This window comes from Streptomyces sp. NPDC040432 (assembly GCF_055595445.1).
In genome coordinates this window covers 1-13,601 of record NZ_JBVIVP010000048.1, presented here as the reverse complement: position 1 = coordinate 13,601, position 13,601 = coordinate 1, and the positions used below count along the sequence as shown (strand labels likewise).

The 13,601-nt window shown below is 72.1% G+C and carries 11 protein-coding genes and 1 pseudogene; 8 read left to right on the top strand and 4 right to left on the bottom strand.

Annotated elements, in window-relative coordinates:
• Nucleotides 1–135: 135 nt before the first annotated feature.
• On the bottom strand, nt 136–831 hold the full coding sequence (locus ACZ58N_RS38570; protein WP_471170250.1) for a 2OG-Fe dioxygenase family protein: 696 nt from the start codon (nt 829–831) through the stop codon (nt 136–138).
• Nucleotides 832–1,015: 184 nt separating this feature from the next.
• Between ACZ58N_RS38570 and ACZ58N_RS38565 the strand changes: the two genes are divergently transcribed.
• The 5 genes from ACZ58N_RS38565 to ACZ58N_RS38545 all read left to right on the top strand — a co-directional run bounded on the left by ACZ58N_RS38565 (nt 1,016) and on the right by ACZ58N_RS38545 (nt 8,383).
• The gene (locus ACZ58N_RS38565) at nt 1,016–1,312 is read left to right on the top strand and encodes an acyl carrier protein (RefSeq protein ID WP_281209052.1); all 297 of its coding nucleotides are present in this window, start codon (nt 1,016–1,018) and stop codon (nt 1,310–1,312) included.
• A gap of 67 nt (nt 1,313–1,379) precedes the next feature.
• Nucleotides 1,380–5,396, top strand: a complete 4,017-nt coding sequence (locus tag ACZ58N_RS38560; protein WP_471170246.1) for a type I polyketide synthase — start codon at nt 1,380–1,382, stop codon at nt 5,394–5,396.
• A gap of 47 nt (nt 5,397–5,443) precedes the next feature.
• A complete protein-coding gene (locus tag ACZ58N_RS38555) occupies nt 5,444–7,048 on the top strand; it encodes a long-chain-fatty-acid--CoA ligase (RefSeq protein ID WP_471170243.1) in 1,605 nt (534 codons plus the stop codon).
• Entirely contained in the window at nt 7,045–7,836 is a 792-nt protein-coding gene (locus tag ACZ58N_RS38550; RefSeq protein ID WP_471170240.1) for a thioesterase II family protein, read from the top strand. Before ACZ58N_RS38555 ends, ACZ58N_RS38550 begins: the two co-directional genes overlap by 4 nt.
• An 85-nt stretch (nt 7,837–7,921) precedes the next feature.
• Nucleotides 7,922–8,383: a nuclear transport factor 2 family protein gene (locus tag ACZ58N_RS38545; protein WP_389711770.1), complete on the top strand. Its 462-nt coding sequence runs from the start codon at nt 7,922–7,924 to the stop codon at nt 8,381–8,383.
• A 76-nt stretch (nt 8,384–8,459) separates the two neighbouring features.
• On the opposite strand, the gene ACZ58N_RS38540 is transcribed toward ACZ58N_RS38545, so the two are convergent.
• Entirely contained in the window at nt 8,460–9,059 is a 600-nt protein-coding gene (locus ACZ58N_RS38540; protein ID WP_471170236.1) for a TetR/AcrR family transcriptional regulator, read from the bottom strand.
• A gap of 158 nt (nt 9,060–9,217) precedes the next feature.
• Between ACZ58N_RS38540 and ACZ58N_RS38535 the strand changes: the two genes are divergently transcribed.
• From ACZ58N_RS38535 to ACZ58N_RS38525, 3 genes are all read left to right on the top strand, one after another.
• On the top strand, nt 9,218–10,636 hold the full coding sequence (locus tag ACZ58N_RS38535; protein WP_471170233.1) for an MFS transporter: 1,419 nt from the start codon (nt 9,218–9,220) through the stop codon (nt 10,634–10,636).
• A 339-nt stretch (nt 10,637–10,975) separates the two neighbouring features.
• A complete protein-coding gene (locus tag ACZ58N_RS38530) occupies nt 10,976–11,755 on the top strand; it encodes an AfsR/SARP family transcriptional regulator (RefSeq protein ID WP_471170230.1) in 780 nt (259 codons plus the stop codon).
• Between the two features lie 12 nt (nt 11,756–11,767).
• Nucleotides 11,768–12,535 (top strand): sirohydrochlorin chelatase, encoded by a 768-nt coding sequence (locus tag ACZ58N_RS38525; RefSeq protein WP_471170227.1) that lies wholly within the window; start codon nt 11,768–11,770, stop codon nt 12,533–12,535.
• A 29-nt stretch (nt 12,536–12,564) separates the two neighbouring features.
• Here ACZ58N_RS38525 and ACZ58N_RS38520 read toward each other — a convergent pair whose 3' ends face one another.
• Both ACZ58N_RS38520 and ACZ58N_RS38515 read right to left on the bottom strand, forming a co-directional pair.
• Complete coding sequence (locus ACZ58N_RS38520; RefSeq protein ID WP_471170224.1) at nt 12,565–13,512, bottom strand: ABC transporter permease; 948 nt, start codon at nt 13,510–13,512, stop codon at nt 12,565–12,567.
• Nucleotides 13,499–13,601: pseudogene (locus tag ACZ58N_RS38515) on the bottom strand (ABC transporter ATP-binding protein); the annotation flags it as partial. The gene ACZ58N_RS38520 and the pseudogene ACZ58N_RS38515, both read right to left, overlap by 14 nt.

Here is a 13,601-nt window from a genome sequence, read left to right as displayed (position 1 = left end):
GTCGAAAGGTCGTTACCGAAGGACGCCGTCTCCGAAGTGAAACGGTCACCCGTCAGCTGCATACCGTCACCCGAATCACCCGCGAAACGGATGATGACGTGGTCGACGCGACGGACCTCGGACCGGGTCGGCACGTCAGCCGTTCTGTTCTTCGCGCGGCAGCTCCGGCGCGTGCCGGTAGCCCATGATCAGGACGTCGCGCACGGCCGCCTTCGCCGGGTCCACGGGCAGGATCGGGCGCACCGCGTGGAGGACCTGGGCGTCGGCCCAGTACATGGTGTCCATCTGCTCGGTGAGGCAGAACTCGGTGACGAGGCGCCGGTCGAGGTCGTAGACCTGCGATTCCCCGCCGCGTGCGTTGAAGCGGCCCATCAGGTGGATGACACCGAAGTCGACCTCGTCGCGGTGCGGGCCCTCGGGGGTCGGCTCGCCCGTCTCGTCGGGGGTGCTGATGATGCGGAACTGGTGGCACTGGACGTCCCACGGGTCGTCGAGCCAGGCGTCCTCGGGGACCGGGAACGTCTCGAAGTCCGACCGCAGGAGCCGGGTGAGCAGCGGGTTGGCCAAGGTGGTGCGGCTGAGGGGTGCCACGTCGCGGTCGATGCCGCCGGCGTAGTCGTTGGCCCCCATCGACTGGAAGTAGGGGCGGTGGGGGCGCAGCCGGACCTCCCCGGTGCGCGGAACGAAGAAGAACCGGTCGTAGCGGCGTTCGCGGAAGCGGGAGCCGCCCTTCAGGTACTGGTCCGTCTCCAGGTTCTCCCATTCGGCGGCCAATTCCTTGACGTGCTGACGTAATTCGCTATCGATGACGAGTCGGTCTGCCGGTATCAAGGAATATCCGTTGGTCCGAAGTTCTTCTCGTGCCGCATTCCGCATGGTTGGCTCCTCCGTGCCGGATCTCACGCACTCCTGCTTCCCGAGGTTCCCACAGCGCTGCTGACGATGAACTGACAGGGCGGCCGGGTCAGGAGGACGTCAGCCGGTCGTCACACTGCCTGTGCTTCACTCGGCCGGTATGACGGAACAATTGGTGTCCTCGCCGGGATCGGAACGGCGCTCGGTTCTCGAAGAAATCGTCGTGGCGGAATTCAAGGCGGCGCTGCTCATGCCGGACGACGAGGAGCTGCCGGTGGAGGCCGGCTTCTTCGAGCTCGGGATGACGTCCTTGCTGCTCACGATGGTAAAGCAGCGGCTGGAGGAGCAGCTCGGGCGGGGCATCAGCAGTACGGCGCTGTTCAACCAGCCGACCGTCGAGCGGTTGACGGACTATCTGGCCTCCGAAGTGCTGGCCGACATCTTCGACGTGAACTGAGAGAGAGGCGGCCACCATGCCCGGAAAGCCGGGAGCGCCGAATCCGGTGGTAAATTCGGATCCGGACGTGCTGGAAAGGCTCGAAGCGGCGGAGGAAACGGTCCGCCGACAGAACGGCGAACTCGAACGGTTCCTGCTGGAGAAGTACGAGCCGATCGCGGTGGTCGGAACGGGCATGCGCTTTCCCGGCGGGAACGATTCCCTTTCCGCACTGGATTCCTTCCTGCGGGACGGTCGTTCCGGTATCGGGCCGTTGCCGCGCGACCGGTGGGTTCCCGAGGTGGCCGACGGTGACGTCACCGCGATCGCGGGTGGTTTCCTCGATCGCATCGACGAATTCGACGCCCAGTTCTTCAACATTCCGCCCAAGCAGGCCCCGTTCATCGATCCGCAGCAGCGGCTGCTGTTGGAGACGGTGTGGCAGGCCCTGGAGGACGCCAACATCGATCCGGCCGGTCTGCGGCACGGTGACGGCGGCGTCTACGTGGGTGCTTCCCCGCTCGACTTCGCGCTGGAGCTGGAGGGGCTGTCCGACGAGCAGCTCGACGGGAGCCTGACGACGGGGCTCGGCGGCTATTCGATGTCCGGGCGGCTCTCGTACTTCCTGGGCTGGCGCGGTCCGAGCCTGACGACGGACACCGCGTGCGCGGCGTCACTGACCGCGCTGCACCTGGCGGTCGAGGGGCTGCGGCGCCGCGAGTGCGGGATCGCGTTGTGCGCGGCGGTGAACGCCCTGCACAACCCGCGTTCCTTCGTGATCCTCTCGCACGGGCAGATGCTGGCTCCCGACGGCCACTGCAAGACCTTCGACGAGAGCGCGGACGGGTACGCGCGCGCCGAGGGCTGCGGGGCTCTGGTGCTGAAGCGGCTGTCGGACGCGCTGGCGGACGGTGACACGGTCCTGGCGCTGGTCCGGGGCACGGCGATCGGGCAGGACGGGGAGAGCGCCGGGCTCAGCGCGCCCAACGGGCCGGCGCAGGAGGCCGTGATGCGGGCGGCGCTGGCCAACGCGCGGTTGGAGCCGGGCGACATCCAGTACGTGGAGGCGCACGGGACGGGCACGCCGCTGGGCGACCCGATCGAGCTCGGTTCGGTGAACGGGGTGTTCGGTGCCTCGCACGACGCGGAGCACCCGCTGACGATCGGCTCGCTGAAGGCGAACATCGGGCACATGGAGCCCGCTGCCGGGCTGGGCGCGGTGCTCAAGGTGATCACGCAGATGCGGGCGGGGGTGTTCTTCCCGCACGTGTGGCGGAACCTGTCCGGCCGGATCCCCTGGGAGACGTACCCGATCACGGTGGCGACGGAGGAGCGGCCGTGGGAGGCGCCCGTGCGCCGGGCCACCGTCAACGGCTTCGGCGTCGCGGGGGCCATCGCGGTGGCGGTCCTGGAGGAGGCCCCGCGGGCCGGCGCCGGAGCGGCGCAGCGGGAACCGGTGGTCGACGCGGCGGAGCGGTCCGTGCCCGGCCGGGTGTTCACCCTGTCGGCGAAGTCCCGGCCGGCGTTGCGGTCGCAGGCCGAGCGGTACGCGCGTTTCCTCGCCGAGCATCCGGACACCGACCTGGCGGACCTGTGCCGGACCCGGGCCACGGCCCGTTCGCACTTCCGGTACCGGGTGGCGGCGGCCGTCGCGGACGCGGGTGAGCTGGGGGCGCACCTGGAGCGGTGGAGCGCGCCGCCGCGCGGGGAGGAGAAGCCCGACGCGTTCCGCAAGGTGGCGTTCCTGTTCACCGGTTCCGGTTCGCAGTACGTGGGCATGGGGCGGGCCCTGTACGGGCGCTTCCCGGTGTTCACCCGGTACGTGGACGAGTGCGACGCGCTGTTCGCCCCGCTGCTGGGGCGTTCGGTGGCCGCCGTCATGTTCGGCGGGGTGCCGGACGCCGAGGAGACCCTGGCCCGTACGTCCTTCACGCACGCCGCGCTGTTCACCCTGGAGTACGCGCTGGCCCGGCTGTGGCTGTCGTGGGGTGTGCGGCCCGGCGTGTTGATCGGGCACAGCGTCGGGGAGATCGTGGCGGCGACGGTCGCCGGGGTGTTCACGCTCGCCGACGGGATCGCCTTCCTCGCGGCGCGGTCCGCGCTGATCGAGTCGGTGTCGGATGCGGCGCCGGGCGGCATGGCGGCCGTCTCGGCGCCGGCGGACGAGGTGAGGCCGCTGCTGAAGGTGTGGCCCGACCTGGCGGTCGCGGCGGTCAACGCCCCCGGGCAGTGCGTGATCTCGGGTGGCGGGCGGTCGTTGGCCGAGGCCGTCGAGGCGCTGCGCGCACGGGAGTGGACGGTGACTCCGCTGCACGTGACGGCGGCGTTCCACTCGCCGCTGATGGCCGGGGTGTCCCGGCCGCTGGGCGAGGTGCTGGGCCGGATCTCCTTCCACGAGCCGCGGCTGCCCCTCGTGTCGAACCTGACGGGGCGGATCGCGTCGGCGGCGGAGTTGGCCTCTCCCGAGTACTGGGTGCGGCACGTCAACGAGACGGTCGAATTCGAGGCGGGGGTGCGTGCCGTCGCCGAGCGCGGCCGGCACGTGTTCCTGGAGGTCGGGCCGTCGTCGGCGCTGACCTCGCTGGCCCGGCAGTGCGTACCGCAGGAGCAGCACCGTTGGCTGAGCTGCCTGCGGGCCAAGGACACCACCGGTGCCGCGTTGGACGCGGCGTTGGCGGGTGCGTACGCGGCGGGGCTGAACATCGCCTGGCGGGAGGTGTACGCGGGCGGTCCCGGTCGGCGGATCCCGCTGCCGGGGTACGCCTTCGACCGGCGCCGCTACCGGCTTCCGGCGCGCCCGGTGGGGCGCGGGGCGACCGACGGGCATCCGCTGCTGGGCCGTGAGCTGCGAAGGGACGACGCGCAGCGGGAGTTCGCGGCGCGGATCAGCACCGGGCAGCCGGCCTGGTTGGCCGACCACACGATCGGCGGCCGGGCGTTCATGCCGGCGGCCGGGTACCTGGAGCTGCTCCTCGCGGTGCAGGACGAGGTGTACGGGGACACCGGTCGGGCCGTGGAGGACGTGCGCTTCCACGAGGCGCTGTTCCTGACCGACGGGCCGACGCTGCTGCTGACCCGGGTACGGCCCGGGCCCGGCGGGACGTTGGCGGTGGAGGTGTCGAGCCGGCCCGCCGACGAGACCGGGGGCGTGGAGCGGCTGCACGCGACGGCCCGGATCGCGGCGGACGCCGACGCGGCCGGCGGTCTCGCCGGTACGGGACGGGAACTGCTGGGGCTGGCCGGTGCGATGGAGGGCGAGGAGCCGTCGCGGGTGTTGGACGGCGACGAGGTGCGGGCGGCGTACGCGCGGGCCGGCCTCGCGTACGGGCCGCAGTTCTGCCGGGCCGGCCGGGTGGCGGCGTACGGTCCGGACTTCGCGGTGGCGGAACTGTCGGGGGCGGACACCTCCCGGACGGAGCACCTGCCGCCGCCGGTGCTGGACGGGGCGACGCACGCGCTGGCCGCGCTCACCGACGACGGGAACCGGTACGTGGCGACGAGCGTGGCCCGGCTGCGGGCGTTCAAGAAGCCGCGCGGGGAGGTGCTCCGGTCGGCCGCCAGGGTCGAGCGCGCCGCGACGCGGGTCGTTCCCGGCGAACGCGCCGCGGCTGCCGCCGCCGACCCGGCGTTCACGCTGGACGTGCTGCTGCTGGACGGCGGGCCCGGGCCGGGTGCCGGCCGGCCGGTGATGGAGCTGTCCGGGATGGGCTTCACCCGGCTCCCGGACCGTCCGGCGCCGACGGCGGACGCGGAGCGGGAGGCGGAACGCGCGGCGGCTTCGGCGCCGCTCGACCCGGCGGCGTTGGCGGCGGCCCCGCCGCGGGAGCGGCACGGCGCGCTGGTCGCGCTGGTCCGGGCCACGGTGGCCGCGCTGCTCGCGATCGAGGACGCGGAGTACGTCGACACCGGGGCGGGCTTCCTGGAGCTCGGCGTGGACTCGCTGACGGCGATCGTGCTGAAGAGCCGGTTGGAGGCGCGACTGCGCGTCCCCCTGCTGTCCTCGGTGGTCTTCGACCATCCGTCGGTGGAGGAACTCGCCGCGCACCTGGGGCACGTCCTCGCCCCGGAGCCCCGCCCCGGTCCCCGGACGACGACCACGACGTGAACACATCCATCCCACCCACCACACGAACGACACGACGGGGGCACACCATGGACGACGACACCCGTACGGAGGACCGGACCCTCGCGGCGCGCGCCGCGCTGCACGCCCGGACCCGGCCGGATCAGCCGGCGGTGGTCTGCGAGGACCGCACGCTCACCTACGGCGAACTGCACCGGGAGAGCAACCGGACCGCGCACGCGCTGCGGGCCGCGGGGCCGACCGCGGGCCTGCGGGTGGGCTATCTGGGCCGGGAGTCGGAGCACTACTACGACCTGGCGCTGGGCTGCGCGAAGAGCGGGGCGGTCCTGGTCCCGGTCAACTCACGGCTGACGGCCCGCGAGGTCGAGCACGTCCTGCGCGATTCGCAGGCCGGACTGCTCTTCGTGGAGCGGGAGTTCCGACCCGTCGTGGACGGGCTGCGGCCGGTGCTGCCGGAGCTGCGCCAGGTCGTCGAGATGGACTCCGACGACCACGTGGCGGGCGGGTTCCTGGCGTGGAAGGCGGGCCTGCCGGACACCGAGCCTCCGCTCGCGGGCACGGCGGGTTTCGACGACGCGGTGGCGCAGCTGTACACGAGCGGGACGACGGGCCTGCCGAAGGGCGTGGTGCTGGCGCAGCGGACGTTCTTCACCTTCATCGCGGACACCGTGGCGCAGGGGGTGGACTGGATCGACTGGCGGCCCCAGGACCGGGGGCTGAGCTGTTTCCCCGGCCTGCACACCTCGGGGTTCGGCTGGTTCATGCACGCGTTCAACGCCGGCGCGACCACGGTGATCATGCGTCAGTTCATCGCGGACGAGGCGACGCGGCTGATCGAACGGCACCGGATCACGACCCTGTGGGCGGCGCCCGCGATGCTGCGGATGATGCTGACCGAGCGGGGCACGACCCGGGACACGTTCCGATCGCTGCGCAAGGTGGTCTACAGCGGTTCGCCGATCGACCGGGAGCTCCTGCTGACCTGCATCGACGTACTGGGGTGCGAGATGGCCCAGGGCTATTCGTCGGCGGAGGCGGGCAGTTTCGTGACCTGTCTGGCGCCGGAGGACCACACCCCGGACAGCCGGGTGCTGGCCTCGGCGGGGCGGGCGTGTCCGGGCAACGAGGTGCGGATCCTGGACGAGGACGGCAACGAGTTGCCGCCGGGCGGTGTCGGACGGGTCGTCATCAGGAGTCCGGCGCGTTTCCTCGGGTACTGGCGGCTGCCGGAGGTGACGGCCGCTTCCCTGTCGGGCGAGTGGCTGTCCATGGGCGACATGGGGCACCTGGACGCCGACGGCTACCTGTTCCTGGTGGACCGGGTCAACGACACGATCATCGTCGCGGGTCAGAACATCTATCCGACCGAGGTGGAGATCGCGCTGCGGGAGCATCCGGCCGTCGAGGAGGTCTCGGTGTACGGGGTTCCGCACCCGCAGTGGGGCGAGGCGGTGCGGGCCGCGGTGGTGCTGCGGCCGGGGGCCGAGGCCACGCCGCGGGAGTTCCTGCGGTTCCTCAACGGCCGGATCGCCGGGTTCAAGATCCCCACGGGGTACGACCTGGTGGCGGCGTTGCCGCGCAATCCGACGGGGAAGGTGCTGCGGCGGGTGCTGCGGGAGCGGTTCACCGCCCCTGCGGCCGGGGCCTCGGCGCCCGCGGTGCGGCGGACGTGAACGTGATCTCCGTGGGGCCGTCCGCGCGGCCGGCGCCGCTGCCCGAGGTACAGGGCGCGGGCCGGTGGCTGCATCCGGCGGACGCCGAACCGGACTGCGAGCTGCGGCTGTTCCTGTTGCACCACAGCGGGGGCGGTGCCTCGATGTACCGGGACTGGGCGGGGCTGCTGCCGTCGGTGGCCTGCCAGGCGGTGCAGTTGCCCGGGCGGCAGGAGCGGCGCCGGGAGGCTCCGTACACGCGGCTCGGTCCGCTGGCGCAGGCCTTGGCCCGGGTGGTGTCGGACGAGCTGGACGGGCGACCGTACGCGGTGTTCGGCCACTCGATGGGGGCGCTGCTGGGGTACCGGCTGACGGTGGAGCTGGAGCAGCGGGGTCTGCCGCCGCCGGCGCTGCTGGCGGTGTCGGGCTGGGCTCCGGCCGGTTTCTCGGCGCCGGCCGTGCTGTCGGCGGATCCGCTGGAGGCGCTGCGGTTGTTGGGCGGCCTGCCGGCGGCGGTCGAGGGCGATCCGGAGCAGTTGGCGGCGGCGGTCCGTGCGATGGGCGCGGACGCCGCGGTGTGCGCGGACCGTCAGGACGACGGGGCGGCCGTGGGCTGTCCCGTCGTCGCGTACCGCGGGCGGGAGGATCCTCTCCTCGCGTCCGGGGCGATGCGGTCGTGGGCGGGGCGGACCCCGGAGTACCTGGGGTGTCGGACCTTCCCCGGGGACCACTTCTACCTGCGGGCCCACGCCCGCGCCGTCACGGCCGACCTGGCCCAGTTGTTGCCGCGGTACGTCGCGGGGCACTGAGCGGGCGGCGTACGGGTCGATCACGCGTTCGGCCCGGCCCATCGAGATCCGGATCACGGCGATCACGGCGACCAGGAGGTTTCCCATGCTCCCCCGACCCAACGAACTCCTCGCGCGGTACGTCGCGTTGTGGAACGAGACCGATCCGGCGCGCCGGCGCGAGAGGGTGGAGGCGCTGTACGCGCCGGACGCCGTCTACGTGTTCTACCGCAAGGATCCGATCCGCGGTCACGCGGCGATCCTCGACCAGCTGGCGTACACGCACCAGGTGTACGGGCCGATGGGCTACGAGTTCCGGTCGTCGAACAACGCCACCGGTCACCACGACGTCGTCCGCTTCAACTGGGTGATGGTTTCCGCGTCCTCGGGCGAGATGGAGATGTCCGGTCAGGACATCGTGGTGCTCGCGGAGGACGGGCGAATTCAGGCCGACTACCAGTTCCACGACCGCATGCCCTCGGCGTTCGTCTACGACGACGGGTACGAGGAGCACGGCGTGGCGGTACGGGCGGCCCGGCCCCGGCGCACCGGTGTCGCGGGCCCCTGACGGGGGCCGGACGCGCACGCACCCCGGCCCCGCGGCATTCCCGTGCCGCGGGGCCGGTCGCGTGCCGGACGGTGCGTCAGCGGGCGGCGGCCGTCACGGCTGCCGGGCAGTACTGGCGCAGGACGAGCTCGGTGGTGGCGACCGCCATCCGGGCCGGGCCGTCGCCGCCGAGGACCTCGCCGTTGGCCAGGAGGCCGCCGACGATGAGCATGAGCGTGTCGGCCAGGGCGTCCGCGTCGTCGGCGCCGGCCTGGGCACCTCGGTCGCGGAGCCAGTTGCGCAGGCCCGTGAGGTGGAGTTTCGCCTCCTGGCGGCCCGGGTGCCGCGGGTCGCGGAACTCGCTGGAGGTGTTGTAGTAGATGCAGCCGTGGAAGTCCGGTTCCTGGACGCTGGCGTGGAAGAACTCCATCAGGGCCAGGATCTGGCGGGCCGGATCGCCACTGTGGGGCGCGGTGACCTCCTCGGCCCGCTCCCACCATTGGGCGTCGCTCTCGCGGAGCCAGGCCGCGATGAGTTCGTCCTTGCTGGCGAACTCGCGGTAGAGGAGGCTCTTGCCGACTCCGGTCGCGTCGATCACCTGCTGCATGCCGACGGCCCGGACCCCCTGTTCACCGAAGAGTTTGGCCGAGGCCTCCAGAATCCGCCGCCGCGTGCCTGGTGCCGGTGTGCGCGCCATGTCTGAACTCCTTCCCCTCTCCCCCGCGGATCCCAGCATACGTTTGACACAGGGGTTTGGGGGCGCTAGAAATGGACCGATCAGTCCGGGACTGATCGGTCCATCATTCTTCCTGTTGCGCCCATCGCTTCCGACGACACTCCGATCGGAGTCTGATCATGACCGAGGCATCCCCCACCTCACCTCCTGTCGCACGGGCGTTACCGCCCACCCCCGCGGTCAAGAGCCTTCCGCTCCTGCTGCTGGTGGTGTGCGCGGTCCAGTTCCTCGACGCGATGGACATCGCGAGCATGGGGCCGGCCCTCCCCCTGGTCCAGGAGGACCTGGGGATGTCCACCTCCTCGCTCCAGTGGGTCGTCTCCGCCTACGCGCTCGGCTTCGGCGGCTTCCTCCTGCTGGGCGGTCGACTCGCCGACCTCTACAACCGCAAGAAGCTGCTGATCGGCTGGCTCGTCGTCTTCGTGGTCGCCAGCATCCTGGGCGGCATCGCCGACGACGGCGTGGTCCTGGTCGTGGCCCGTCTGCTGAAGGGCATCAGCGCCGGCATCACGGCACCCGCCGCCATGGCGATCCTGCTCGACGCCTTCCGTGACGAGCAGTCACGCAACAAGGCCCTCGGCACCTTCCTCGCCGTCGCCTCGGCCGGTTACTCGCTCGGTCTGATCCTCGGCGGCCTGATGGCGGGCGTCTCCTGGCGGCTCGTGCTCTTCGCGCCCGCCGTCGCGGGCGTCCTGGTCGCCCTCCTCGCCGCCTCGGTGGTCCCCTCCCAGCAGGACGCCGGCAAGCGCGGCAGCCTCGACATCCTCGGCGCCGTCACCGTGACGGCCGGAGCGGTGTCCCTGGTGTACGGACTCAGCCGGGCCGCCAGCCACGGCTGGGGCGACGCGCAGACGATCGGCTCGCTCATCGCCGCCGCCGTCCTCTTCCCGCTGTTCGCCGTCGTGGAAAGCCGGCACCCGGCGCCGCTGGTCCCGCTGTCCGTCTTCCGCAAGGGCCAGCTGACCCGCGCGCTGGTCGCCATGCTCTTCTTCGGCGCCTACGTCTCCTTCCAGTTCGTCCTGACCCTCTACTACCAGGAGCAGCTGGGCTGGTCGCCGCTGCAGGCCGGCCTCGCCTTCCTCCTCGGCGGGGTCCTGACCGCCGGAACCGCCCGCTACGGCGCCGCGCTGGTCACCAAGTACGGCGCCTGGCCGGTCGCGACCGGCGGCCTGGTCCTGCTGAGCATCGGCTACCTCGGCTGGGTCCTGCTGCTCGGTCAGGTCGACCCGCTGGTCACCCTCTTCGCCCAGCAGCTGCTCGGCGGCCTCGGCTTCGCCGCGGTCTACCCGGCGCTGAACATCGCCGCCGTCGGCACCGCGGCCCCGGACGAGCAGGGTCTGGTCTCGGGCCTCTTCAACGCCGGCGCGCAGATCGGCAACGGCGTGGTCATCGCGATCACCGCCACCGTGTTCTCCCTCTCCGCCGGCGGGATCGCCCCCTACCGGGCCGGACTGTGGACCGTCACGATCATCACCCTCGTGGTGACCGCCGTGACCCTGGCCGGCGCCGCCCGCCACCGCAAGTCCGCCACCGCCTGACGCACCTCCCGGGGGCGCCGCCGCGGTCGCGCCCCCGCCACGAACGCCGTGCAACACATCGGGCGCACCCATTGGATCCCCCGCATCCGGCGCCGGACGTGTTGCACGGCATCGTCGTCCCCGCCCCCGGACCCGGCGCCCCCCGCGCCGGGTCCGGGGGCTTCATTGACACGCTCGCACCTGACCAAGTACGGTCGGGACCGATCGGTCCACTAGGAATTCAGTCTCATTCCGACCGTGAATCGATCGACCGGCGCCAGTGCACACGACAACGTTCTCTTTCCATCTCGCGGGGAGATGTTTGTGTTGCTGTTCTCAGTCCTAGGCTCCATAGAAATAATGAAGCACCGCGGCTCGGTCCGCCTCGGCGGGGCCATGCAGCAGACGCTCCTCGCGTCGCTGCTCGCCGCCGGCGGATCGCTCGTCACGGTCGACGCCCTGATCCTCGAACTGTGGGGGACCACTCCCCCCGCCAAGGTCGAGAACGCCCTCCAGGCCCAGGTCAGCAGGGTCCGCAGGACCCTGTCCGCCGTCGAGCCCGACCGCGAGGGATCCCGGGTGGTGACCAGCACCTCCGGCTACATGTTCCTCTTCGACCGGTGGGAGCTCGACGCGTACTTATTCCTCGACACCGTGGACGCGATCCACGCACGGACGGGAGACGACGGCCTTTCCGAACACCGCCAGAACATAGCGGACCTCCGTGAAGGACTGTCGCGCTGGCGAGGTCCCGTATTCGGCGGTCTCGCGGGCGGACCCATCTGCCGGACCGCTTCCGCCAGATATATGGAAGCGAGAAATTCGGCACTGATCCTGCTTTACGATCTAGAACTGCGCACCGGTGGTCACGAACGGATCCTCCCGGAGCTCACCGAGCTCTACTCGCGCAACCCGAACCACGAGCAGTTCTGCATGCTCCTCATGCGGGCCCTGTACCGCTCCGGCCGGCAGCTCGACGCCCTGACGGTGTACCGGCAGTGCCGACACAACATGATCGAGTCGCAGGGCATCGAGCCCTCGCCCGTCCTGAGCCAGTACGAGCGGGCCATCCTGACGCACGACCCGATGCTGCTCCAGGACGAGCCCTATTGGCCCGTTCCCGCCCTTGCCGCGAGCTAGGGACCGCGGTCCATGAGCGGCTCCGACGACGACGGTGACGACGACTCCCGCGTCCTGCTCCTGATCGCACACGGCAGCCGGGACCCGCGACACGCGACGACGGTACGCGCGCTCACCCGCCGCATCCGGTCGATGCGGCCCGCACTGCGCGTGAGCACCGCCTTCCTCGACTTCGAACCACCCTCGGTGGGAGCGGAGTTGACACGGATGGCGCACCGTGGCGCACAGCGGGTGGTGGCCCAGCCACTGCTCCTGACCCGCGCCTTCCACGCGAGGACCGACCTGCCCCGGGCGCTGCGCGAGGCACCACCCGCCCTCTCCGTACGGCAGGCCCCGGTGCTGGGGCCGCACGCCCTGCTGATCGCCGCGCTGGAACGCCGACTGGCCGAGGCGGGGCTTCGGCCCGGCGACCGCGCCGAAACCTCCGTGGTCCTCGCCTGCGCGGGCACCACCGACCCACGGGCCGTCGCGGCGCTCGTCGCGCTCGCCGAACGGTGGCGGCGCACCGGCTGGTGCGACGTACGCCCCGCCTTCGCCTCCGGCGGCGCCCTCCCCCGCACGCGGGACGCCGTACGGGCGCTGCGCGACGCCGGCGCCCGCCGGATCGCGGTCGCCCCCTACGTACTGGCCCCGGGCCGGCTCCCGGACCGGATCGCCCTCGGAGCCGCCGAGGGCGGCGCCGACCTCGTGGGCGCCGCCCTCGGAGCGGCTCCCGAACTCGCCCGCCTCGTCCTGCTCCGCTACGACGCGACCGTGCGCGCCCCGGCCCTGACGGGCTGAAGCGCGCCTCCCGCGCCGACGGCGACGGGTCACTTCCGCTCGCTCCGGCGGCGTCCGGCGGTCACCGGCCGGCCCCGGCGGGGTCCGCCCCGACCGGTGGGCGGCGGGGGGAGCAGGCCGCGGCGGCGGAGCATGCGGCGCTCGACCGGACCGAACACCAGCAGGTCGACGGCGATGCCGACCAGCAGGATGAGCCCGATGGCGAGGAAGATCCGCGCCATGTCGGAGGTCTCGCGCCCCGACTCCAGCAACTGGCCCAAGCCCAGGCCCAGATCGGGGGAGCTGGCGATGATCTCGGCGGCCATCAGGGACCGCCACGAGAAGGCCCAACCCTGTTTCAGCCCGGCCAGGTAGCCGGGGAACGCGGCGGGCATCACGATGTGCCGGGCGCCCCGCAGACCGGTGGCGCCGAGCGAACGACCGGCCCGCAGGTACAGCGGCGGGACCTGGTCGATGCCGGAGACGAGACCGTTCGCGATGGAGGGGGTCGCTCCGAGCAGGATGACGGCGTACATCATCGAGTTGTCCAGGCCGAGCCACAGGACCGCCGGCGGCACCCAGGCCACCGAGGGCAGCGACTGGAGGCCGGACAGGACGGGCCCGATCGCGGCGCGCACGGTCCGGACCCGGGAGACCAGCAGGCCGAGCGGCGTGCCGATGGCCAGGGCCAGCAGGAAACCGGACAGGCCGCGCCAGACGCTGGTCCACACGACGTCCAGGAGGGTGCCGCGCAACCACAGGTCGGCCAGGCTGTCCCACACGGCACCGGGCGGCGGCAGCATGTGGTCGTCGGTGACCCGGGCCAGGGTGAGCGCCTGCCACACCGCCAGGACCAGCAGGACGGCGACGAGGGGAGGCAGGGCCTTGCCGAGCAGGACCCGGCGCAGCGGGACGCGGACGGCCCGGTGGGTGTCGAGGGCGTCCAGCCCGGCCAGTTCGTTCGCCCCGGTCCGGGGCCTGAGGTCAGTGCCGGCCATGGCGGCGGATCTCCCCACGCAGGTGTTCGGTGATTTCCAGGGACAGTTCGGCGACGTCGGCGTCCTCGATGCGGCGCGGCTGCGGGATG